21 protein-coding genes are annotated in these 24124 nt (G+C 44.9%); 13 read left to right on the forward strand and 8 right to left on the reverse strand.

Going from position 1 to position 24124, the window contains the following annotated elements; translation table 11 throughout:
- Positions 1-97 precede the first annotated feature (97 nt).
- Positions 98-853 carry a tRNA isopentenyl-2-thiomethyl-A-37 hydroxylase MiaE gene (gene miaE / locus AB6E52_RS14385; RefSeq protein ID WP_017060242.1) on the reverse strand — a complete coding sequence of 252 codons (756 nt, stop codon included), beginning with the start codon at positions 851-853 and terminating at the stop codon, positions 98-100.
- A 143-nt stretch (positions 854-996) separates the two neighbouring features.
- Positions 997-1761 carry a hypothetical protein gene (locus AB6E52_RS14390; RefSeq protein WP_017060243.1) on the reverse strand — a complete coding sequence of 255 codons (765 nt, stop codon included), beginning with the start codon at positions 1759-1761 and terminating at the stop codon, positions 997-999.
- Positions 1762-2083: 322 nt separating this feature from the next.
- Between AB6E52_RS14390 and cysB the strand changes: the two genes are divergently transcribed.
- Both cysB and AB6E52_RS14400 read left to right on the forward strand, forming a co-directional pair.
- Positions 2084-3058 (forward strand): HTH-type transcriptional regulator CysB, encoded by a 975-nt coding sequence (gene cysB, locus AB6E52_RS14395; RefSeq protein ID WP_017060244.1) that lies wholly within the window; start codon positions 2084-2086, stop codon positions 3056-3058.
- 140 nt (positions 3059-3198) lie between these two features.
- Positions 3199-4401 (forward strand): methyltransferase, encoded by a 1203-nt coding sequence (locus AB6E52_RS14400; protein ID WP_102319764.1) that lies wholly within the window; start codon positions 3199-3201, stop codon positions 4399-4401.
- 155 nt (positions 4402-4556) lie between these two features.
- Here AB6E52_RS14400 and ald read toward each other — a convergent pair whose 3' ends face one another.
- Positions 4557-5681, reverse strand: coding sequence for an alanine dehydrogenase (gene ald / locus AB6E52_RS14405; RefSeq protein WP_017060246.1), 1125 nt, complete (start codon positions 5679-5681; stop codon positions 4557-4559).
- A gap of 156 nt (positions 5682-5837) precedes the next feature.
- Between ald and lrp the strand changes: the two genes are divergently transcribed.
- From lrp to AB6E52_RS14435, 6 genes are all read left to right on the forward strand, one after another.
- Positions 5838-6332, forward strand: a complete 495-nt coding sequence (lrp, locus tag AB6E52_RS14410) for a leucine-responsive transcriptional regulator Lrp (RefSeq protein ID WP_004734558.1) — start codon at positions 5838-5840, stop codon at positions 6330-6332.
- A gap of 163 nt (positions 6333-6495) precedes the next feature.
- Entirely contained in the window at positions 6496-9672 is a 3177-nt protein-coding gene (locus tag AB6E52_RS14415) for a DNA translocase FtsK (RefSeq protein ID WP_102319765.1), read from the forward strand.
- Positions 9673-9747: 75 nt separating this feature from the next.
- The gene (gene lolA, locus AB6E52_RS14420) at positions 9748-10344 is read left to right on the forward strand and encodes an outer membrane lipoprotein chaperone LolA (protein ID WP_102319766.1); all 597 of its coding nucleotides are present in this window, start codon (positions 9748-9750) and stop codon (positions 10342-10344) included.
- Positions 10345-10408: 64 nt separating this feature from the next.
- A complete protein-coding gene (locus tag AB6E52_RS14425) occupies positions 10409-11764 on the forward strand; it encodes a replication-associated recombination protein A (RefSeq protein ID WP_231625735.1) in 1356 nt (451 codons plus the stop codon).
- Between the two features lie 142 nt (positions 11765-11906).
- Complete coding sequence (gene serS / locus AB6E52_RS14430) at positions 11907-13214, forward strand: serine--tRNA ligase (protein WP_017060250.1); 1308 nt, start codon at positions 11907-11909, stop codon at positions 13212-13214.
- A 221-nt stretch (positions 13215-13435) separates the two neighbouring features.
- Complete coding sequence (locus tag AB6E52_RS14435) at positions 13436-13702, forward strand: DksA/TraR family C4-type zinc finger protein (protein WP_017060251.1); 267 nt, start codon at positions 13436-13438, stop codon at positions 13700-13702.
- A 124-nt stretch (positions 13703-13826) separates the two neighbouring features.
- Here AB6E52_RS14435 and bioA read toward each other — a convergent pair whose 3' ends face one another.
- Positions 13827-15104 carry an adenosylmethionine--8-amino-7-oxononanoate transaminase gene (gene bioA, locus AB6E52_RS14440; RefSeq protein ID WP_102319767.1) on the reverse strand — a complete coding sequence of 426 codons (1278 nt, stop codon included), beginning with the start codon at positions 15102-15104 and terminating at the stop codon, positions 13827-13829.
- A gap of 159 nt (positions 15105-15263) precedes the next feature.
- Here bioA and bioB point away from each other — a divergent pair, with 159 nt between their 5' ends.
- From bioB to bioD, 4 genes are read left to right on the forward strand one after another with little or no spacing between them, the layout of a single operon-like run.
- A complete protein-coding gene (bioB, locus tag AB6E52_RS14445) occupies positions 15264-16316 on the forward strand; it encodes a biotin synthase BioB (RefSeq protein WP_102319768.1) in 1053 nt (350 codons plus the stop codon).
- Positions 16303-17514: an 8-amino-7-oxononanoate synthase gene (bioF, locus tag AB6E52_RS14450; RefSeq protein WP_102319769.1), complete on the forward strand. Its 1212-nt coding sequence runs from the start codon at positions 16303-16305 to the stop codon at positions 17512-17514. The genes bioB and bioF overlap by 14 nt, the downstream gene beginning before the upstream one ends.
- On the forward strand, positions 17515-18318 hold the full coding sequence (gene bioC / locus AB6E52_RS14455) for a malonyl-ACP O-methyltransferase BioC (protein WP_017072119.1): 804 nt from the start codon (positions 17515-17517) through the stop codon (positions 18316-18318). It abuts the gene before it with no gap.
- Positions 18315-18998, forward strand: coding sequence for a dethiobiotin synthase (gene bioD / locus AB6E52_RS14460; RefSeq protein ID WP_029405464.1), 684 nt, complete (start codon positions 18315-18317; stop codon positions 18996-18998). Before bioC ends, bioD begins: the two co-directional genes overlap by 4 nt.
- A 114-nt stretch (positions 18999-19112) precedes the next feature.
- On the opposite strand, the gene AB6E52_RS14465 is transcribed toward bioD, so the two are convergent.
- Positions 19113-19280 (reverse strand): hypothetical protein, encoded by a 168-nt coding sequence (locus tag AB6E52_RS14465; RefSeq protein WP_017060256.1) that lies wholly within the window; start codon positions 19278-19280, stop codon positions 19113-19115.
- Positions 19281-19556: 276 nt separating this feature from the next.
- On the opposite strand from AB6E52_RS14465, the gene htpX reads away from it, so the two are divergent.
- Positions 19557-20420 (forward strand): protease HtpX, encoded by an 864-nt coding sequence (gene htpX / locus AB6E52_RS14470; RefSeq protein ID WP_102319770.1) that lies wholly within the window; start codon positions 19557-19559, stop codon positions 20418-20420.
- Between the two features lie 314 nt (positions 20421-20734).
- Here the strand turns inward: htpX and purB are convergent, their stop codons facing one another.
- The 3 genes from purB to mnmA all read right to left on the reverse strand — a co-directional run bounded on the left by purB (position 20735) and on the right by mnmA (position 24046).
- On the reverse strand, positions 20735-22105 hold the full coding sequence (purB, locus tag AB6E52_RS14475) for an adenylosuccinate lyase (protein WP_017068077.1): 1371 nt from the start codon (positions 22103-22105) through the stop codon (positions 20735-20737).
- Between the two features lie 143 nt (positions 22106-22248).
- Positions 22249-22866: a high frequency lysogenization protein HflD gene (gene hflD, locus AB6E52_RS14480; RefSeq protein ID WP_017060259.1), complete on the reverse strand. Its 618-nt coding sequence runs from the start codon at positions 22864-22866 to the stop codon at positions 22249-22251.
- 43 nt (positions 22867-22909) lie between these two features.
- Positions 22910-24046, reverse strand: coding sequence for a tRNA 2-thiouridine(34) synthase MnmA (gene mnmA / locus AB6E52_RS14485; RefSeq protein ID WP_017060260.1), 1137 nt, complete (start codon positions 24044-24046; stop codon positions 22910-22912).
- Between the last annotated feature and the right edge of the window lie 78 nt (positions 24047-24124).

The raw sequence follows: 24124 nt of genomic DNA on the forward strand, positions 1-24124 counted from the left end.
GCTTGTACGGTGGTGTGAGAGGACGGAGGCCGTGAGGCCTCCTCCTACTCGATTAGTCTGGATTAGTCTAAACTGGACTGAATGTTCTGTGTGGAGCCTAAACCGGAGCACCACTATGGAATTTGAAGTCGCTGTCTTCTGAAGTGATAAGATCAGCTTCTACTTGAGCAAAATGCGAAATACGCTCTGAAATATCTTTCCCTGCGATCTGTTCTGCTAGCTCAAGGTAATCTTGGTAGTGGCGAGCTTCTGAACGAAGTAGAGACACGTAAAACTTCTCCATGTCTTCTTCCAAGAAAGGAGCCAATTTAGCGAAGCGCTCACAAGAGCGAGCTTCAATAAACGCACCGATGATAAGCTTATCAACCAGAGCATCAGGCTCGTAAGTCTTAACTTGTTTGATCAAGCCCTTAGCGTAACGACCCGCCTCGATTGGCTGGTAAGTCACGCCTTTCTTCTCCATCAACTCCATGACTTGGTAGAAGTGATGCAGCTCTTCTTTGATCAGTAAAACCATCTTATCGATTAGGTCAGCACCGTAATTACAGCCTTCTTTCGCTGTGATTTGCTTGGATACGTTGCTTTTACCACGCAGAGACTCTAAGTCTCCGATACGACGGTAAGCAAATTGCTCGTATGGCAAAATCCATTCATTCAGTTGCTTCGCGCTTTCTTTATCGACGGCGTACTTGCGAATAAGGAATAAAGCACTCTGTGCCGCCTTAAGTTCACACAGCATGTGATCGCGTAGAATGATGTGAAGATTTTCTGGCTTTTTGGCTTCATCTATCCATGAATCTGGCGTTTCGGCTTTAAGAAAAGAGTGGATTGGAGCGAGTAATTCTTGATACATGGTCAGGGAAAGTTTGTTGATAATGCGGGGATTTTATCACAGCTCAAGAGATCTCCCTATACAGAGAAAGGAAATTCAACAGCTACAAAAAAGGCCGCCTATTTAATGTAAATAAGGCGGCCTTTAAGTGTTGAGTTAGACTGTTACCATTTCTTCTTCTGACCGAAGAGGGCATCCATATCGTCTTCTCGTTCTTTAGATTCCATCTGCTGCAAATCTTGAGCGTTTTTGTCTTGGCGTTTCTGGTCAAGCTCGTTAAGCATCTGTTGAAGCTTTTCTTTGGCTTGATTAGAGTACGAGTCGTTCTTAGTCGCCAAAGCATCAATACCTTTGCGTAATAGCTGAATCGCTGTTCCCGGTTGTCCGCGAGAAATCGAATCGTTTGCACGTTTGATAACATTTTCAATGTTAATACGGATTTGAATTGTTTCTAGGCGAGCATTTTCAACCACATAAGCTTGAGTCTCGAAACGGCCTTTATTGTGCTCGTTGCGCACCGTATCACGCAGGCGTTTAACTAACTTAAGCATCATGATCGCTTGCTTGTCACTACTTGGTACGCGGAAAGCGGTACTCTCGCCACCTTTGTAGTTCTCTTTTAGCTGAGTGATTTGTTGTTTTACGCTTTCAATGCGTTGGGCAAGCTGCTTATTTTTTGGATCGAGTTGATACATGTTTTCTAATGCATCAAGAATTCGATTGTTTAAGCATACAAGAAGATCTTGGCTAAACGGCATGTGATGAGCGTTGCCAATCAGTTCTTCTGTACCGTCAATAATGGTTAGATAACGAGAAGCTTCCTGTTTCTTCGCTGTTTCTACCTTAACTTTATATTGAAGCATGATGTTGTAGCCTAAAACTAACACCAAAAGAACGGCTACTAAGACGATTATTAAACCAATATTCATATATTTGAGTCTGCTTATTATTTTCTATAGCTAACTGGAGAGGATACACGATTCCATTGTGTATCGGCACTCGTAAATTGCAATTTCTGATTATCTCTTGTTGAGCGAAATCGGCAATCAAAACTTACCAACTAATGTATGAGAATGAGGGTTGGGTTGCAAAGCGTTAGTGATGTTTTTGTTTGTTAAGCTAGAAAAACTCAATTTTCCTGTCATTTTTGTGTTCGAAGCGTTATAACTATTAATTATATTACACGCGACTATAACGCTCTCTTTGCAAATAAGTTAGCACAGAAATGAGTAAAGGATTACGAGGTTAGATATGAAGTTACAGCAACTGAAGTACATTGTTGAGGTTGTAAACCATAACCTAAATGTTTCAGCTACAGCAGAGAGTTTGTACACATCTCAGCCTGGCATTAGTAAGCAAGTTAGATTACTTGAAGACGAACTAGGCATTCAGATTTTTGAGCGTAGCGGCAAGCATCTAACGCAGGTTACCCAAGCGGGTGAGGATATCATTCGTATCTCTCAAGAGATTTTGGCGCGCGTTGAAAGCATTAAAGCGGTAGCGGGTGAACACACACATCCAGAGATGGGTACATTGAATATTTCAACGACTCATACTCAAGCTCGTTATGCACTGCCTGATGTGATTAAAGGTTTCACGGCGCGCTATCCAAAAGTATCGCTTCACATGCACCAAGGTACGCCAAGCCAAATGTCAGAAGCCGTCGCTAAAGGTACAGCGAATTTTGCGATTGCAACGGAAGCGCTACACCTTTACCAAGATGCGATTATGCTGCCTTGTTACCACTGGAACCGTTCGATCGTCGTGACCAAAGATCATCCCCTGGCACAGAAGCGTAATATCACGATCGAAGATCTTGCGGCTTACTCTCTCGTGACTTATGTATTTGGTTTCACTGGCCGTTCTGAGCTTGATACCGCGTTTAACAAAGTAGGTTTAACACCGCGTGTTGTGTTTACTGCGACCGATGCAGACGTAATCAAAACCTACGTTCGTATGGGCATTGGTGTTGGTGTAATTGCAAGTATGGCTATTGACCACGAGCAAGATACTGATTTGGTTGCGATTGATGCGAGTCATCTATTTGGTGCGAGCACAACCAGCATTGGTTTTAGAAAAGGCACCTTCTTGCGTTCTTACATGTTTGATTTCATGGAGCGTTTTGCACCGCACTTAACTCGCCCTGTGGTTGAGCAAGCTATTTCTTTGAAATCGAACGAAGAGATCGAAGAGATGTTTAAAGATATCGAACTGCCAGTTCGTTAATCTCATCGTGTAAATTTTGATTCTTATTCGGCCTGTATTTGCAGGCCGTTTTTCTTTTGGGCTTTTAGTTTTCGTTTTCTTTATCGGGCCTTTCCATTTCGACCTCTTACCCCTACAATCCAAGCATCATAGGGGGAAGCATGCATTCACGATTTAAAATACTCGATTCATTTTTGCTAGAGCACCAGATTTACTGGCGTTCAGAGCCTTTTCACCTATGCCAAACTCAACAGCAGCCGTGGAAAGAGGTCAATCGTCCACTCGTTGATTGGTTAGAAAGCTTAGATAATGAAAGCATTCAAACCTTAAAAGAGCAGCCTCAGCTTTTGATTGAGGAACTGACTCGTTTCCTACCTGAATTAGAAACTGCTACCCAAAACATCCACTTCGATAACACTGCTTTGGTTGGTTTAGACCTCCCACGTGGTACTGCTGATGGTATTCCTGGCCGAAAGCTACATCAAATTGTCGCAATGGGCGAGGCTGCATTATGCCATCACCATGGCAAAGAGTGGCTCGAGTGGTGTTCTGGTAAAGGCTTTCTTGGTCGAATCCTATCTCAGCAATCGGCTCAAAAAGTCACTAGCTTTGAATGGCAGCAATCGTTATGCGAAAGCGGACAAAAGATTGCGGATGACCAGAAGTTAGCGATGGATTTTGTTCAAGGAGATGCGTTTTCAGACAAGGCCGATGACGTGTTTAATTCGTACCAACATGCCGTGGCCCTTCATGCTTGTGGTGATCTTCATGTTGAGCTATTTAAAAAGTCAGTGTCACATGGGCTACCAGCGGTCACTATTTCTCCTTGTTGTTATCATCTTATTCGAGACGAAAACTATCAAGCGATGTCTTCTATCGCGAAAAGCTCAGCATTAACGTTAAGTAAGAGCGACTTGAGAATCCCGCTTCAAGAAACCGTTACTGGTGGTGAAAGAGTAAAAAGACATCGTCAACTAGAGATGAGCTATCGTCTAGGCTTCAGCCAGTTGCTTAAGGCTGAACTTAACATTGACGAATACATTCCTGTACCGAGCATCAAAAAATCAGAGTTAGCTGAGGGTTTTGAATCTTTCTGCCGTTGGGCATCTGAAGTGAAAGAGCTATCGCTGGGCTCAGATATTGATTTTGATTCTTATTTGATTCAAGGCGAAGCGCTTTTCTCGGAAATGGAAAAGCTGAGTTTGGTTCAACAAGTCTTTAGACGACCATTAGAGATATGGCTGGCTTTAGATCGCGCTATCTATCTGCAAGAGCAAGGTTATGAAGCTACGATTGAAGAGTTCTGTGAACGCAGTATTACGCCAAGAAATCTATTGATTCATGGGGTTAAAATCGAGCGCTAGTGGTAAACCGTACTGTTACGTGTTTTTACGAACTAAATCCATTAATGCAAAAAAGCCAGCGCGACATAATGTCGTACTGGCTTTTTGTTTAATGTGTACGAGTTAACTGAACGCTTCAACGAGAAGATTATTGCGTTCAGTTAGTCATTACATCATTAGTTAAACATTGCGATTGCTTCTGCTGGGTCTACGTATTCAAGGTCAAAGCTTTCTGCAACTTCTTTACAAGTTACTTTACCGTGAATAACGTTTAGACCTTCTAGGAAGCCTTCATCAGATAGAAGTGCTTCGCGGTAGCCTTTGTTCGCTAGCTTAACAATGTAAGGAAGTGTTGCATTGTTTAGTGCGTATGTAGAAGTGCGAGCAACAGCGCCAGGCATGTTTGCAACACAGTAGTGAACGACGTCATCAACAATGTAAGTTGGGTCTGCGTGAGTGGTTGCGTGAGAAGTCTCGAAGCAACCGCCTTGGTCGATTGCAACATCAACAACTGCTGAACCTGGCTTCATCTTAGCGATGTGCTCTTTTGTAACCAGTTTTGGCGCTGCCGCACCAGGGATTAGTACAGCACCAATCACTAGGTCTGCTTCTAGAACATGCTTCTCAATAGCGTCTTCAGTAGAATAAACCACTTTTGCACGACCTTGGAATTCTTCATCAAGACGACGCAGTGTATCTACGTTACGGTCAAGAATTGTAACATCAGCGCGAAGGCCTACAGCCATACGTGCTGCGTTAGCACCTACAACACCGCCACCAACAACAACAACTTTTGCTGGTTCAACACCTGGAACGCCACCAAGAAGAAGACCACAACCACCGTTAGATTTCTCTAATGTTTGTGCACCTGCTTGAATAGACATGCGACCAGCTACTTCAGACATTGGTGCTAATAGTGGCAAGCGACCCATATTATCTGTTACAGTCTCATAGGCTACGCAGACAGCTTTGCTCTTGATAAGCTCTTCAGTTTGTGGAAAATCTGGTGCAAGGTGTAAATAGGTAAATAATATTTGCCCTTCGCGAAGCATAGCTCGCTCGACAGCTTGAGGTTCTTTAACCTTTACAATCATCTCTGCTTTCGCGAAAACGTCAGCAGCAGTAGGAAGAATGGATGCGCCTACAGCGATGTAATCATCGTCTGAAAAACCGATACCAGTACCGGCATTGGTTTCTACAAAAACTTGGTGGCCGTGTGAGATTAGTTCTCTCACGCTAGCTGGGGTCATACCAACGCGGTATTCGTGGTTCTTGATTTCCTTAGGTACGCCAATGATCATCCTGACTCCTCATTTTATTTTGGTTGTTTTATCTATGTGTAGGGTAATTCTGTCGAATTAATATCTAGTATAGATAGGTTCAGATAAAATTTGATACTGAATATTAAAAAGTTGTAGTATATTTTTTTGCAAGGAAGTAATAAGGTGGAATAAAAAATGGCAGACAATTATAAGAAGCCGTCCAAGGAACTAGATCGTATTGACCGCAACATTCTTAATGAGTTGCAAAAAGACGGTCGTATCTCAAACGTTGAACTCTCAAAACGAGTAGGACTTTCTCCAACTCCATGTCTTGAACGTGTTCGTCGTTTGGAACGTCAAGGTTACATTACTGGGTACACAGCGTTGCTGAACCCACAGTACCTTGATGCTTCACTTTTAGTGTTTGTTGAAATTACGTTGAACCGTGGTGCGCCAGATGTGTTCGAACAATTCAACACCGCTGTGCAGAAACTGGATGACATCCAAGAGTGTCATTTAGTGTCGGGTGATTTTGACTATCTTCTAAAAACACGTGTATCTGATATGGGTGCTTACCGTAAGCTACTGGGTGATACGTTACTTCGTCTACCGGGCGTAAACGACACTCGAACTTATGTTGTAATGGAAGAAGTGAAACAAACCAATCAACTTGTGATTAAAACTCGTTAGTCACAATTGGTGAAATGAAAGAAAGCGGACATTTGTTCCGCTTTCTTGCTTTCTGGAATTGGGTTTTTCTGTTTGATATGGTTAAATCAACAGTAGTTTCATTGAAACGAGCGGCTTTGGCCGCTCGAGATGTTTTTATCCCGTTTAATTATTAAGTTGGTTTATGTTCAAGCAGAGCAGTAATAAAGTAGAAACAATCATTAAAACGAGTGAAGAGCCTCAGTCTCCTCGTTTGAGTGGTTCTCAACGTATCAAAGAGTGCAGTCTGATTCTCGGTGTTCTCTTCTCTATTCTACTTGCCGTTGCGTTATTAACTTTTAGTCCTGCAGACCCATCATGGTCGCAAACGGCGTGGGGTGGTGACATTCAAAATGCGGGTGGCTACCTAGGTGCTTGGTTGGCGGATACGCTTTTCTTCGTATTTGGCTCTTTGGCTTACCCTCTGCCTATCTTAGTGACGGTTGCTGCGTGGGTTTTATTCCGCAAACGTAATGAAGACGAGCAGATCGACTTCATGCTGTGGGGCACTCGCTTACTTGGCCTGACTATCCTAATTCTTACGAGTTGTGGTTTAGCGGATATCAACTTTGACGACATCTGGTACTTTTCATCCGGTGGCGTGGTAGGTGACGTTTTAACAAGCCTTGCACTTCCAACGTTGAATGTTCTTGGTAGTACGCTGGTTCTTCTTTTCTTATGGGGTGCTGGTTTCACTCTATTAACCGGTATCTCTTGGCTAAGCATTGTGGAATGGTTGGGTGAATGTGCCATCAAATTTTTCACGTCTACTGTTAATAAGGCTCGTGGCCAAGACCAAGAGCTGCTTGAGCCTCAATTAAGAGAATCAGCAGACCGCGATTTAATCGAAGAACGTCATCAGCAGCATCAAGCGCCAACTTACCGCGATGTTCCTGCTATAGAAGGCAACAAAGAATCAACAGAGCATGATCCGCTAGATCCTGCGATGAGTTTTTCTGCGACCAATGAGTCGGCAGACGTGGCGACAAATGCGCGAGACAATGCTGCATCGCCGAAGCGTCATTACAATATTCATATGCCTGTCGATGCTCCTGCGAAACAAGAAGCTCCTGTTCATGAAGAACCTCAGGTTCAGCCTCAAGCGGTAATTGAGTCAGAGCAAACGATCCCTGCAGCAGCTGTTTACCAAGCGCCAGAAGAACCGCTAGAAGAAGGTATTGAGCGCTCTAAACAGTTGAATGCAACGATAGAGCAGCTAGAAAATGCGGCCATGTATGAAGATGACCTAGCAGAACAAGATCAGGTTGACGCGCATGATTCTCAGGTTGCTTACCAACAATACATGCAGAACGAACAACCAGAAGTTGGCCCTGCTCATGCTGACCTTAGAAGTGCTGAACCAGAATTAGATAGCTCACCACAAGTAAATGGCGAATTTGGTTCTGAAGATGTTCAACCTGAATCTTTATACGCTTCACCTATGGGCGAGCCAGAAGCAACCGTGGAAGACGATTTCTCTGCACAACCTTCACCGTTTGATGTTACGGAAGAGCAAAGCTACCAACAGGGCTCAGAGCTTGAATCAGAACAGGCTGAAGCTGAATTAGCTGACGCAGCATTAATCGAAGAACAGTTTGAACCTTTCCCTTATCAAGAAGAACATTCAGAACCTGAACAGCCAACAGCACAAAACCTAGAGCCAACTGTTGATCTTCCTTGGGAAGAAGTAACGGAAGAAGAACCTGCGCATCAAGATCAAGATCAAGATGTCGCCGCATTCCAAAGCATTGTTTCTGAAGCCCAAGCGAATATGGCAGCGGCGCAGAATCCGTTCTTGGTTCAACAAGATGTTAATTTACCTAAGCCTGCTGAGCCATTACCCACGCTTGAATTGTTATTCCACCCTGAAAAGCGTGAAACCTTTATTGACCGTGACGCACTAGAGGCAATTGCTCGTCTTGTTGAATCTAAGCTAGCGGACTACAAGATCAAAGCCGATGTGGTTGATATTTTCCCTGGTCCTGTAATCACTCGATTTGAACTTGATCTGGCTCCAGGTGTGAAAGTAAGCCGTATTTCTGGCCTTTCTATGGACTTAGCGCGTTCGCTCTCTGCATTGGCAGTACGTGTCGTAGAGGTGATTCCGGGTAAACCTTATGTTGGCTTAGAACTGCCGAACATGAGTCGCCAAACGGTATTCTTCTCAGATGTGGTTGCTAGCCCTCAGTTCCAAGAAGCAAAATCGCCAACAACAGTGGTTCTCGGACAAGACATCGCAGGTGAAGCCGTTATTGCTGACCTATCGAAAATGCCACACGTTCTGGTTGCAGGTACAACCGGTTCTGGTAAGTCGGTAGGTGTGAACGTAATGATTCTGAGTATGCTTTACAAAGCATCACCGGAAGATGTTCGCTTCATCATGATCGACCCGAAAATGCTTGAGCTATCGGTTTATGAAGGCATCCCTCATCTATTGTCTGAAGTGGTAACCGACATGAAAGATGCGTCGAACGCCCTTCGTTGGTGTGTCGGCGAGATGGAACGTCGTTATAAGCTGATGTCAGCGTTAGGCGTTCGTAACATTAAAGGTTACAACGATAAGCTTAAGATGGCAGCGGAAGCGGGTCACCCAATTCACGACCCACTGTGGAAGCCGGGCGACAGCATGGACCCAGAAGCGCCATTGCTTGAGAAGCTGCCTTACATTGTGGTTATCGTTGATGAATTTGCTGACCTAATCATGGTGGTTGGTAAGAAGGTTGAAGAACTGATTGCACGTTTAGCACAAAAAGCACGTGCGGCGGGTGTTCACTTGATTCTAGCGACGCAGCGTCCATCTGTGGATGTTATTACGGGTCTTATTAAAGCGAACATTCCAACCCGTGTGGCCTTTACGGTATCAACCAAAACGGATTCACGAACTATCCTTGACCAAGGTGGTGCCGAATCACTATTGGGTATGGGTGATATGCTTTACTTGCCACCGGGTTCAAGCCATACAACTCGTGTTCACGGTGCCTTTGCATCTGATGACGATGTACACGCAGTCGTGAATAACTGGAAAGCGCGTGGTAAGCCAAACTATATTGATGAGATCACCAACGGCGAACAAACCCCTGAAACCTTGCTTCCGGGTGAGAAGATGGAAGGTGATGAAGAGGTTGATCCTCTGTTTGACCAAGTGGTAGAACACGTTGTTCATTCACGTCGTGGCTCAGTTTCAGGCGTACAACGTCGATTCAAGATTGGTTACAACCGTGCAGCAAGAATTGTTGAGCAACTTGAAGCTCAAGGTATCGTAAGTGCTCCAGGCCATAACGGTAACCGAGAAGTCTTAGCACCAGCGCCACCAAAAGATTAGTTCCACTAGGAACTCATACCCATTAAGTCGGTCAAATCGAAAATATGACCGACTTATGTTCTAACAGGATTATTGATGAAAAAAGTATTCGCACTTTTATTTATGAGCTTCTCAGTGTTTGCTTCTCCGAAAGAAGAGTTGAGTAGCCGCTTGGCATTAAACGCAGGCTTCAGCGCTGACTTTAAACAAGTCGTGACCAGCCCTGATGGTGATGTTGTTATGGAAGGTGAGGGCACGGTTGAGATTGCACGCCCAAGCTTGTTCCGCTGGGAGACCACGCTCCCTGATGAAAACTTGTTGGTATCTGATGGCCAGAGCTTGTGGTACTACAGCCCGTTCATTGAGCAAGTGAGCATTTACTGGCAAGAGCAAGCGACATCACAAACACCTTTTGTCCTACTTACACGTAACCAAGAAAGCGATTGGGATAACTATAATGTGGCGCAAACGGGTAACCAATTTACGCTAACGCCAACCGCTGTCGATTCTAATCAGGGCGACTTTCAGATTAATATCACCGAAAAGGGCATTGTTCAGGGCTTTAATGTGATTGAACAAGACGGTCAAAAAGGTGAGTTTACCTTTAGCAATGTTGACTTGGGTAAACCTGCAGCAGACCGCTTTACTTTTGTGGCACCGGAAGGTGTCGAGGTCGACGACCAAAGAAACTGATCTAAACAAGCAGATCGTTTGGTAGTACGTCGATAGGCATTAATGCCATCAACGAATCAAGAGATTGCAATTGAGTAATTACAGCTTAGATTTTGCGGGGGACGAAGATTTTCGTCCCCTTGCTGCTCGTATGAGACCGGAAACTGTCGAACAGTACATCGGTCAGCAGCATATATTAGGCCCAGGTAAACCACTTCGCAGAGCATTGGAAGCGGGCCATATCCATTCGATGATTTTGTGGGGGCCTCCGGGCACCGGTAAAACGACGTTAGCCGAAGTAGCAGCAAATTATGCCAATGCTGAAGTGGAACGCGTATCGGCGGTAACCTCGGGCGTAAAAGACATTCGTATTGCGATTGAAAAAGCGCGTGAGAACAAGCAAGCAGGGCGCAGAACCATCCTGTTTGTGGACGAAGTCCATCGCTTTAACAAAAGTCAGCAAGATGCTTTTCTGCCTCATATCGAAGATGGCACCGTGACCTTTATTGGTGCGACAACAGAAAACCCTTCTTTTGAATTGAACAATGCTTTGTTGTCACGTGCGCGCGTCTACAAACTGACTTCCCTGAATACCGATGATATTTCTCTCGTTATTCGCCAAGCGATTGAAGACAAGCAACGCGGGTTAGGTGATGTGCCTGCTGATTTTGCTGATAATGTTTTAGATCGTCTTGCGGAACTGGTTAACGGTGACGCGCGTATGTCGCTTAACTATCTTGAACTGCTGTATGACATGGCAGAAGACAACGATAGAGGCGAGAAAGCGATAACCTTACAGTTGTTGGCTGAAGTGGCTGGTGAAAAAGTCGCTCGTTTCGATAACAAGGGCGATATTTGGTACGACCTAATATCTGCGGTTCACAAGTCAATTCGTGGCTCAAACCCTGATGCGGCCTTGTATTGGTCGGCGCGAATGATTGCGGCGGGTTGCGACCCTTTGTATATCGTAAGACGTTTGCTAGCGATTGCTTCTGAAGATATTGGCAACGCTGACCCTCGTGCCATGCAGGTGGCGATGTCGGCTTGGGACTGCTTCACTCGAATTGGTCCTGCCGAAGGCGAGCGTGCGATTGCGCAGGCGGTAGTTTATCTTGCGTGTGCACCAAAGAGTAACGCCGTTTACACCGCGTGGAAGCAAGCTCTAACAGATGCTCACAACCTTCCTGAATATGAAGTCCCTCATCATTTGCGAAATGCACCGACAACTTTGATGAAGGACATGGGCTACGGGCAAGAATACCGTTATGCTCATGACGAACCAGGAGCCTACGCGGCTGGTGAAAAGTATCTGCCTCCTGAAATGGGAGAGAAGCAATACTATTTCCCAACAAAACGAGGCTTAGAGACCAAAATTGGCGAGAAGCTAGATTATCTGGCGGATTTGGACGCAAAAAGCCCACAAAAACGCTATGAAAAGTAGTCTTTTTTGGATATCGTTACCTAGTCATAAAATTTCAATTAAATCGTTATAAATTGGTCGAAATAACACCAGTTTTAGGGGTTTAGCAGTGATTCAGTAGCAAGCTACTGAATATTCAAATAACTAAAGCATAGGATTAGCAATGCTGGATTCTAAATTACTTCGAGCTGAGCTGGATGAAACAGCGGCAAAATTAGCACGTCGAGGCTTCACCCTTGATGTAGAGACAATTCGTGAACTTGAAGAAAAACGTAAGTCCCTTCAGATGAAAACTGAAGAGCTACAAGCGTTACGTAACTCTCGATCGAAGTCCATTGGTCAAGCGAAAGCAAAAGGCGACCATGAAGAAGCTGAGCGTATCCTTGCAGAAGTAGGCAACTTAGGCGCAGAACTAGACCAAGCTAAAGTAGCATTGGCTGATCTTCAATCTGAGCTAGAAACGATCACAATGTCTATTCCTAACCTACCTGATGCAGAAGTGCCAGATGGTAAAGATGAAGACGATAACGTAGAAGTTTCTCGTTGGGGTCAACCTAAGACTTACGACTTTGAAGTGAAAGATCACGTCGATCTTGGCGAAATGTCTGGCGGTCTTGATTTTGCTAGCGCAGTTAAAATCTCGGGTTCTCGTTTCATCGTGATGAAAGGCAAATTTGCACGTCTACACCGTGCTATTGCTCAGTTCATGCTGGACCTTCACACTGATGAGCACGGCTACACAGAAATGTACGTACCGTATCTAGTGAACCACGATAGCCTTTACGGTACTGGTCAACTTCCTAAGTTCGGCGAAGACTTGTTCCACACAAGCCCGCTAACTGAGCAAGTAAGTGACGTACCTCTTAAGACTCTATCGCTTATCCCTACTGCGGAAGTACCGGTAACGAACATGGTTCGTGACACGATCACTGATGAAGCTGAACTGCCACTTAAGATGACAGCTCACACGCCGTGTTTCCGTTCTGAAGCGGGTTCTTATGGTCGTGACACTCGTGGTCTTATCCGTATGCACCAATTCGATAAAGTTGAATTAGTACAAATCACTAAGCCAGAAGACTCAATGGCAGCGCTTGAAGAGCTAACTGGCCACGCTGAGAAAGTACTTCAACTTCTAGAGCTTCCTTACCGTAAAGTGATTCTATGTACAGGTGACATGGGCTTCGGTTCTGCGAAAACTTACGACTTAGAAGTATGGGTTCCAGCACAAGAGACTTACCGTGAGATTTCTTCTTGTTCAAACATGTGGGATTTCCAAGCGCGTCGTATGCAAGCTCGTTTCCGTCGTAAAGGCGAGAAAAAACCTGAACTTGTACACACACTAAACGGTTCTGGTCTTGCTGTTGGTCGTACTATGGTTGCTATCCTTGAGAACAACCAAGAAGCAGATGGCCGTATTGCTATCCCAGAAGTACTTCAACCATACATGGGCGGCGTAACGCACATCGGTTAATTAGATTGATTAAGCATTAGGTTACTTATAAAACCCAGCCAACAGGCTGGGTTTTTTATTGCCTATAGAATAGTGCAGTGGCGAGAAATAAATAATTTTTGTTACCTATGTGTAATAGTGTTTTATTGATTTTGATAATTATTACAATCCTTAAATGTGGCTATAATATGCTCTTACCGCGGTAGGTATAGATTTTCTCGTTCAAATACTGAGGAGGGCTTATGGCCGTAGGATGGGCTGGTGACGATAGTGTCAGCCAGCAAATACAAAATACCATTGATGATGAGATCTCTCGTGTAAGAGGAAACCTTCGAGGTGGTGAGGGTTTGCGTTATTGTGATGAGTGTGGTGATGAGATTCCGGAACAAAGACGACGCGCGATCAAAGGCGTTCGTTTGTGTATAGAATGTCAGTCAATATTAGAGCATGACGCACATCGACATTCATTGTTTAACCGTCGAGCAAGTAAAGATAGCCAATTACGTTAAACTGACGGTTACCTTCAAGCAGTTAAGGCCTTACTTTTATGTAAGGCCTTTTAGTTTAATTAAATGATTTATTAATGAAGATATATAGAAATAATCGTCGCTCTTGTTTAGAGCAATAAACGCCTTATTTAAAGCAATGAGTATTTTGTAATGCAGTGTCGATAGCAGCGACCAATTGCTCAATATGTTGTGGTTTGATAATAAACGGAGGCATCATATAAATTAGCTTACCAAACGGACGGATCCAAACGCCTTGCTCTACAAAGTGAGCTTGAATGGCTTCCATATCGACGGGTGTGTGAGTTTCAACGACGCCAATAGCGCCTAACCAACGCACGTCTTTAACCAGTTCATGTTCTCGCAACGGTGGTAACAACTCAGAAAAGAGCTGTTCAATCTGTTGAGTCTGATTTTTCCAATGGCCTTGCTCGATGATGGATAAACTTGCCGCACCGACTGCGCAAGCCAATGGGTTGCCCATAAAGGTTGGCCCATGCATAAAGCAGCCTGCTTCACCACCACATACCGTGTCAGCAACTTCCTTACTCGCAAGCGTCGCTGACAATGTCATATAGCCACCAGTTAAAGCTTTGCCTACGCATAATATGTCCGGTTGAACATCGGCATGCTCACAAGCGAACAGTTCCCCTGTGCGGCCAAATCCGGTCGCAATCTCATCCAAGATCAGCAATACGTTGAATTCATCACACAGCAAGCTAACTTGTTTTAGGAACTCAGGGTGGTAGATGCGCATGCCGCCAGCCCCTTGAACGATAGGCTCTAAGATCACCGCTGCGACTTCTTGATGGTGTGCTGCCAGCTTTTCTCGAAAACTATCGATGTCACTTGAGTTCCACTCATCCCAAAAGCCTGTTTTTGGCGAATCAGCGAAAATATGTTCCGGCAAAAAGCCTTTGTAGAGGCTGTGCATCGAATTGTCAGGGTCGGTCACTGACATCGCCGCAAAGGTATCACCGTGGTAGCCATCTCTTAGTGTGAGGAACTTTGAACGAGGTTGTCCTTTAGCGTGCCAATATTGCAATGCCATCTTGAGGCTAACCTCTACGGCAACTGAACCTGAATCGGCCAAAAATACATGCTCAAGATTACTTGGCGCGAGATTCAAAAGCTTCTTACATAGATCGATAGCGGGCTGGTGGGTGATGCCACCAAACATAACGTGTGAAACCTTATCGATTTGACTATGAGCTGCAGCGTTTAGCTCTGGATGATTGTAGCCGTGAATGGTTGACCACCAAGATGACATACCATCAATAATTCGTTTTCCGCCTTCTAATTCTAGGTAAACACCGTCTGCGTTGGTGACTGGGTAGCAGGTCAGAGGTGTTAACGTTGATGTGTAGGGATGCCAGATATGCTGGCGATCAAAGGCGAGATCCATAGTAACTTCCATTCTTGGTGTGATTAAAAAATAACCAGATGTAAACTTTTGATATTATCAATGTGTTGACAGTCTAAAGCTTGTCGGTAGACTAGCCAAGCATAAATGCAATCTCTATTGATAGAGATGAAACATCAAATAATAAAAAAGGATCGACACGTGGAAGTTCGTCATGACTGGACAGTTGCTGAAGTAACAGCACTGCTTGAAAAACCGTTTATGGATTTAATGTTTGAAGCTCAAGTGGTTCATAGACAGTACCAAGAGCACAACCACGTGCAGGTGAGTACGCTTCTATCGATTAAGACTGGTGCTTGTCCTGAAGACTGTAAGTATTGTCCTCAAAGTGCTCACTACCGAACGGATGTCGACAAAGAACGCCTAATGGAAGTAGAGCGTGTTTTGGATGCGGCGCAAAAAGCCAAGAACGCGGGCTCGACTCGTTTCTGTATGGGCGCGGCGTGGAAAAACCCGAAAGAACGCGATATGCCTCACTTGACTGATATGATCAAAGGTGTGAAAGGTATGGGTCTAGAAACCTGTATGACACTAGGCATGTTAACCCCTGATCAAGCTGGCGAGTTAGCGGGTGCAGGCTTGGATTACTACAACCATAACCTTGATACGTCTCCCGAGTTTTACGGCAGCATCATCACCACTCGTACTTACCAAGATCGTTTAGATACGCTATCTCACGTACGTGATGCCGGTATGAAGATCTGTTCTGGTGGCATTATTGGTATGGGCGAAAGTACCAATGACCGTGCAGGCCTGCTGGTAGAGCTAGCGAACCTTCCGGTACACCCTGAGAGTGTGCCAATCAACATGCTCGTGAAAGTGAAAGGCACACCGATGGAAAACGTCGATGATGTTGAATCTTTTGACTTCATTAAGTTGATTGCGATTGCTCGTATCATGATGCCAATGTCAGCGGTTCGTCTATCTGCAGGTCGCGAGAATATGAATGAACAGATGCAGGCGATGTGCTTCATGGCTGGCGCGAACTCTATCTTCTACGGTTGTAAGCTACTGACTACGCCAAACCCAGATGAAGACACGGACATGCAGCTGTTTAAGAAGTTAGGCATCAACAGCCAACAAGTGGCTCAGAAGCCTGATGAAATTCAAGAAAACGAACTGTTAGATCAAGTAGTGGAGCGCGTTGCTGCTCGTCCAACGAAAGATGACATGTTCTACGATGCCACTGTTTAAATCCCGTATCAAAGATGCCCTTGTTCAACGCCGTGAGCAGGGGCTAACTCGTCAACTTAAAGTGCTCGAAAACAGTAATGGTCCTTTGCTTAATTGCGAAGGTTCTCGCTTTATTAATTTTTCGAGTAATGATTACCTAGGCTTGGCGAACGACCCTGAATTGGTAGAGGCGTGGCAAGCGGGGCTTTCCCTTTATGGTGCTGGCAGTGCGGCATCGCCATTGGTCACGGGTTTTAGTCCTGCCCATCGAAATTTAGAAGCTCAACTCTGTGAATGGTTGGGCTTTGAACGTGCCATTCTCTTTAGTTCTGGTTTCAGTGCGAACCAAGCCTTGTTGTTTTCTCTGCTCGAAAAAGACGACTCTCTGCTGCAAGACAAACTTAACCACGCCTCTTTGATGGAAGCGGGGATGCTTTGTCCTGCAACCATGAAACGCTTTAAGCACAACGATACGCAGCACCTAGAGTCGTTATTAAGCCGATCTCCACAATCCTTGGTCGTCACTGAGGGCGTATTCAGCATGGACGGCGATCAAGCGCCTCTCAGCCAGATATCTAACCTGACTCATCAATACGACAGTTGGTTGGCGGTTGATGATGCCCACGGTATCGGTGTATTAGGTGATAAAGGAGCTGGGAGTTGCAGTGCAGCACAAATCTCCCCCGATATTTTGGTGGTGACCTTTGGCAAAGCATTTGGCCTTTCTGGTGCTGCGATTCTTTGTTCGTCAGAAGTGGGTGATTACTTAACTCAGTTTGCTCGTCATCATGTGTACTCGACGGCGATGCCACCTTCACAAGCGGTGGCTTTATCTCATGCCTGTAAGATGACTCAAACTCAAGAGTGGCGCCGAGAAAAGCTGACTGAGTTAGGGTCTCTCTATGCAGAGCAGGTGAGCGGCTTGAAAGGCTTTGTGGATACTCAGACTCCGATTAAGCCATTTGTGATAGGTGAAGCACAAGCGGCATTATCAATAGCTGAAGAGTTAAAGCAAAACCAAGTTTGGGTGACCGCAATAAGGCCGCCAACCATACCTGCTGGAACTGCTCGATTACGAATCACGTTAACAGCTAACCATAGCCCAAAACAGATTCTCCAGTTAGCCAGGTCGTTGCATCAAGCCATTGAACGAAACATCGACTTAAGCACTGAACCGGGTATCCATCCAAGCTTTGAATCAAATAAAGAGGCTCAGTAAATGTCACAAGAAGCAGTAGTGCATAATTACGTTGGCCAAGATAAGAGTGCGATTGCCGAAGCCTTTGGTAAAGCGGCAACAACCTATGACAAACACGCTGAATTTCAACGCGATGTTGGCCACCGATTACTGGATAAATTACCCAGCGATCTGTCAGGCTTTAAGGTGCTGGATCTAGGTTGTGGTACTGGCTATTTCTCCGAGCAACTTGTAAAACGAGGCGCCGAAGTGGTTTGCGCTGATCTTTCTGTTGGAATGCTAGCAACAGCAGAGAAGCGGTGTGGTGCATCTGTATCTTTATATCAACAAGCCGATGCCGAACAATTGCCGTTTGAAGATGGGTGTTTTGACATCGTTTTCTCTAGCCTTGCGTTGCAATGGTGTGACGATTTGTCGTCGCCTTTGAGAGAGATGAAGCGTGTTACAGCGGCTGGTGGGCGTGTTATTTTCTCAACTTTGCTTGATGGGTCACTGTTTGAACTGAAAAAGTCGTGGTCCAAAATTGATGCACATCAACACGTTAACCATTTTATTACAATCAATCAGGTAAAAATTGCGTTAGCGCAATCTAGCTGTACCGTTCATCAACTAGACTTGCCCACCATCACCGTTTGGTACGACACTGCGTTTGAACTGATGCGCGACCTTAAAGGTATCGGCGCTAATCACGTAAGTGGTCGCTCACAAGGTTTAACAAGTCGTCGCATGTTGCAGCTTGTTGATCGGGAATATCGAGAGTTTAAGAACCATCAAGGTTTCTTACCAGCAACATATCAAGTTTGTTTAGGGGTTATTCAATTATGATTGATGCATTATTCATTGCGGGTACGGATACCGAAGTGGGAAAAACTGTGGTTTCAAAAGCGATTCTTCAAGCTTTGGCCGCACAAGATTTATCAACAATTGGTTACAAGCCAGTTGCTGCAGGGAGTGAAAAATCCCCTGAAGGACTACGTAATAGTGATGCACTGCATCTTCAAGAAGCGGCGACGCAAGATATTGCTTACGAAGACGTAAACCCGTATGCACTATTGCTACCGTCATCGCCTCACATCGCTGCAAAGCATGACGGCGTGGTGATTGATGAGGCGGTATTATCAGCGAAGCTGGAAGAGCATAAGCAAAACTCTGACATCGTGTTAGTTGAAGGTGCTGGTGGTTGGCGAGTCCCGGTTTCAGACGATGAATATCTTTCTAGCTGGGTTAAAAAAGAGCAACTGCCAGTGGTACTGACTGTGGGTATTAAACTTGGTTGTTTGAGCCACGCTCTATTAACGGCAGAAGCGATTCGTGCTGATGGCCTAAACCTAGTAGGTTGGGTCGCAAACCGTATCAATCCAGGTACTGAGCACTACGCAGATATTATTGCGATGCTTGAAGATAAGTTAGGTGCACCTAAGTTAGGTGAAATCCCTTACGTCCCAAAAGCGAAGTCTAAAAACATTGGTAAGTACATTGATGTGCAGCCTTTGCTTGCGCTTTAATTACCACGTTATGTACTAAATAAGAAAAGGGCTGCGATTGCAGCCCTTTTGCTATTTTAAGCCTTTAGACCTTGAGTTGATAAACAACCGGTCTTTTAATAAACAAGCTTAGAACTAATGTTCTTTAGTCAGTCCCATTAAAGCTTGCTGAGTTTCTGTGATTTTTGTCTGTGCCGTTTGCGGTGTTAGGATTCCAACCTGCTTTTTCGCTTCTTCTTCAGTAATCCCTAGGTGACAGCACAGTAAATCGATAGCCATTTGAGTGTTAGTACCTTCAACCATGATCCTTTCCTTTTTGTACATGGACTAGCCAATAAATCATCTGCAGTCACTGTAAACGGATTGTTATATCGACACCATACGACTTAGGTCTAATAGAGTGGATTTAATTCGGATATGGTCTCGTAATCAAATGTTGCAATTTAATGCTTAACCTTGTTTTCTTAATCTAAGACTATATGTATAAGTAAGTATAAGTCTCAAGGTTGGAATAAATTGCTGTCTGCCTTGTCTATAACAATAAGTTTTATAAAAACAGCTTTCATGCGGAGATAAGTAATGAAGCGAGTAATGTTGTTCCTTGCAACCAACCTTGCGGTTGTATTGGTACTAAGTGTTGTTCTTAATATTGTATACGCAGTTACAGGTATGCAACCAGGAAGCCTCTCAGGCTTGCTGTTAATGGCTGCGGTATTTGGTTTTGGCGGCTCATTCATTTCATTAATGATGTCAAAGAAAATGGCGCTACGCTCAGTTGGCGGCATGGTCATTGAGAACCCACGTAATGAAACAGAACATTGGTTGATGGAGACGGTAAGCCGTCAAGCTCAACAAGTTGGTATTGGTATGCCAACAGTGGCGATCTACGATTCGCCAGACATCAACGCATTCGCAACAGGTGCTAAGCGTGACGATTCATTGGTAGCGGTATCAACAGGCCTTCTGCACAACATGACACGTGACGAAGCTGAAGCGGTATTAGCGCATGAAGTTAGCCACATCGCAAACGGCGACATGGTGACGATGACCCTAATGCAAGGTGTTGTGAACACGTTCGTTATCTTCCTATCTCGTTTCATCGCCAACATTGTTGCGTCGAATGACAACGAAGAAGAGGGTGGCAGCAACATGATGGTGTACTTCGGTGTGTCTATGGTGCTGGAACTGGTATTTGGTTTCCTAGCGAGCTTCATTACCATGTGGTACAGCCGCCACCGTGAGTTCCATGCTGATGCAGGTGCTGCGCACTTGGTTGGTAAAGAGAAGATGATTGCAGCGCTCGAGCGTCTAAAGGTGAGCCATGAGCCACAACTAGAAGGTTCTATGATGGCGTTTGGTATCAACGGTAAGAAGTCTCTAACTGAGCTTCTAATGAGCCACCCGCCGCTAGACAAGCGTATTGCTTCTCTACGTAACATGTAATCGCTACGTATTCTTCAGTCGCTAATCGACAAGATACATTTGAAAGGCTTCCTTCGGGAGGTCTTTTTTGATCTTGGCATCTAAGACAGTAAGTATTCGAGGAATAGGTGTCTGGCGATAGAGGGTTACTGGTGATGAAGCATTACGATATTGATTGGTTGATATCGCACGGATTGAGATGAGTAGGGTAATGATACTGGGTTGCTTTGTATTATTTTGCTGACGTCTCTTGTGCTCAATACACTTTGTTCCGCTCAACAAAAAGGCTTCCACATGGGAAGCCTTAGTCTATTCTGTGATTCGAAATTCGAACCTTACAGTTTGTCAGTTAGCTCGATTGCTTGGCCGATGTAGTTCGCTGGAGTCATCTCTTTCAGGCGAACTTTCTCGTCTTCAGGGATCTCAAGACCATCGATGAATGCACGCATGCCTTCGCCATCTACACGTTTACCACGAGTTAGCTCTTTTAGCTTCTCGTATGGTTTTTCGATGCCGTAACGACGCATTACTGTTTGTACTGGTTCAGCCAATACTTCCCAGTTCTTGTCTAGTTCAGCAAGTAGCGCAGCGCGGTTAACTTCAAGCTTGCTAATACCTTTAAGAGTCGAAGTGTATGCAATGATTGCGTAGCCAACACCCACACCTAGGTTACGAAGAACCGTAGAGTCAGTAAGGTCACGCTGCCAGCGAGAAACTGGAAGTTTTTGTGCAAGGTGGCTGAATACTGCGTTCGCTAGACCAAGGTTGCCTTCAGAGTTTTCGAAGTCAATTGGGTTAACTTTATGCGGCATTGTCGAAGAACCGATTTCGCCAGCAATAGTCTTCTGCTTGAAGTGACCAAGAGCGATGTAGCCCCAAACGTCACGGTCGAAGTCTAGAAGGATAGTGTTGAAACGAGCAATTGCATCGAATAGCTCAGCGATGTAATCGTGAGGTTCGATTTGAGTTGTGTACGGGTTCCAAGTTACGCCAAGAGATTCAGTGATGAACTCTTCGCTAAACTGGTGCCATTCAACTTCTGGGTATGCAGAAAGGTGTGCGTTGTAGTTACCTACAGCACCGTTGATTTTCGCTAGGATCTCAACGTTTTCGATTTGCTTGTATTGACGTTCCATACGGTACGCAACGTTAGCCATCTCTTTACCCATAGTAGAAGGAGAAGCTGGCTGACCGTGTGTACGAGACAGTAATGGAATATCACGGTACTCGTTCGCAAGTGCTTTGATAGCATCAATTACGTTACGGATTTCTGGAAGAATCACTGTGTCACGAGCTTCTTTAAGCATAAGCGCGTGAGAGGTGTTGTTGATGTCTTCAGAAGTACATGCAAAGTGAATAAATTCGTTTACAGCGTGAAGTTCAGGAACGCCAGCAACTTTCTCTTTCAAGAAGTACTCAACCGCTTTAACGTCGTGGTTAGTCGTGCGCTCGATCTCTTTGATACGTAGAGCATCTTCTTCGCTGAAGTTAGCGGCTAGTTCATCAAGAAACTGGTTAGCTTCTGCACTGAACGCTGGTACTTCTTTGATTGCATCAGTTGCTGCAAGCTTTTGTAACCAACGAATTTCAACGATAGAGCGGTACTTTAGTAGTCCAAACTCACTAAAGATGCTGCGTAATGCAATAGTCTTACTTCCGTAACGGCCGTCTACTGGTGAAACAGCAGTCAATGCTGACAGTTCCATGGTGTTCTCCTGAATTGAGTTTTCTAAATTTTGAGAGGTTTATACCAGTAACAATCTCAATTGTCACGCACATTGCGCAATCGTTTGCGTGAGAGTTGTGTTGATACAAAAAACAAGCTCGCGACGAGGCGCGAGCTAATAAACTACATTCGAGCTAGTAGGATTTGAGCCTGCTCGATCATCTTCTTACGACCGAAGATAAGGTGGCGACGTTTACCGCCAACTTGACGCCATAACACAGCGCTTCGAATCCCTGATAGAAGCAGTGCGCGAACCTTATGTTGGCTCGATGTCTGCTGAAGTACAGACGGAGTACCAGAAACCTGAATGCGAGGGCCGATAGGGCTGACGACATCAAGGTAGATACTTGCAAGGTTGCTTATCATTTGCTCGTCAAACAGATCAAAGTGTTCAGTTTGGCGCTCTGCAGTTTGAATGCGGTCACCAAGCTGAGACATAGAGTCGTTGCGAGAAGACAGCTTACGCTCAAGCGCCATCAAGCTGATGATGTAACGCGTGATATCGCTACCTGCTGGAGTACTATCGATACCTTTTACTAAGCACTCAAGGCCAAGCTTTAGGTTCGCTTCACGTCCAAATACGCCCACGGTATTCGATGGGTTGGTATTTAAAATGGCACTGAGTGAAGCTTCAAAGGCATCTTTATCACAATGGCCGTCTTTCGCTACTTGTTGAACCAAAGCCACAGCTTGGCAAATTCCGGCGAAAGCAATAGTACGGTCATAAAGTGTATTAGCCACGTAGTAACTCCTAGTTGTCTTCTATCGTTTGTCGTTTGATTGATTAGATGCGCTTTTCGATGATACCACCACCAAGACATACTTCGCCTTGGTAGAACACTGCAGATTGACCTGGGGTCACTGCGATTTGTGGCTCATCAAAAATAACCTTAATGTTCTCATCATCAATTGGGATGATTGTACAAGGAATATCTGTTTGACGGTAACGTGTTTTTACCGTGCATGTCATAACTTCAGTAATTGGTGTGCGATTTACCCAATGAAGTTGAGATGCGATCAAGCCTTCTGATTTCAGAAGAGGGTGGTCTTTACCTTGTACTGCGATAAGTACATTACGCTTAAGGTCTTTTTCACCAACAAACCATGGTTCTTCGTTACCGCCACCACCTTTAGTGCCGCCAATATGAAGGCCTTTACGCTGACCTAGCGTGTGGTACATCAAACCTTGGTGTTGACCAATCACTTGGCCTTCAGGTGTTTCGATGTTACCCGGTTGTGCTGGTAGGTATTTGCCTAGGAACTCAGTGAACTTGCGCTCACCGATAAAGCAGATGCCTGTTGAATCTTTCTTCTTAGCTGTGATCAAGTCTTGCTCTTCAGCAATACGTCGCACTTCTGGCTTCTCTAATTCACCGACAGGGAATAGGCTGCGTGCCACTTGATCTGAGCTTAGCGTGTATAGGAAATAACTTTGGTCTTTGTTGCTGTCTAGACCGCGTAGCATTTCTGGTTTTACGCCAGCATCAAGCTCTTCTTGAGTTGGGAAAGTACGACGAACGTAGTGACCCATCGCAATGTAGTCTGCGTCTAGCACTTCATCCGCAAACTCTAAGAATGCTTTAAATTTGATTTCTTTGTTACAAAGAATATCTGGGTTAGGTGTACGACCTGCTTTGTACTCTTCAAGGAAGTATTCGAATACGTTGTCCCAGTATTCTGCAGCAAAGTTGATAGTGTGAAGGTGGATACCTAGTTTGTCACATACCGCTTGAGCATCAGCAAGATCTTCAGCTGCCGTGCAGTATTCTTCGTTATCGTCTTCTTCCCAGTTTTTCATGAAAAGGCCTTCTACCTGATAGCCTTGTTGCTGAAGAAGATACGCCGATACTGACGAATCTACACCGCCGGACATACCGACAATTACTTTCTTTTCGCTGTTTCCAGAGCTGATATCTGACATGTCTAAACACCGTTACTATTACTTGGTCGCAGATTCTAACAGAAAGAGAAACGCCGTGACAGATCCGAGACCGGAATC

The organism is Vibrio sp. 10N.247.311.13 (assembly GCF_041467595.1).
Taxonomy (GTDB): domain Bacteria; phylum Pseudomonadota; class Gammaproteobacteria; order Enterobacterales; family Vibrionaceae; genus Vibrio; species Vibrio crassostreae_C.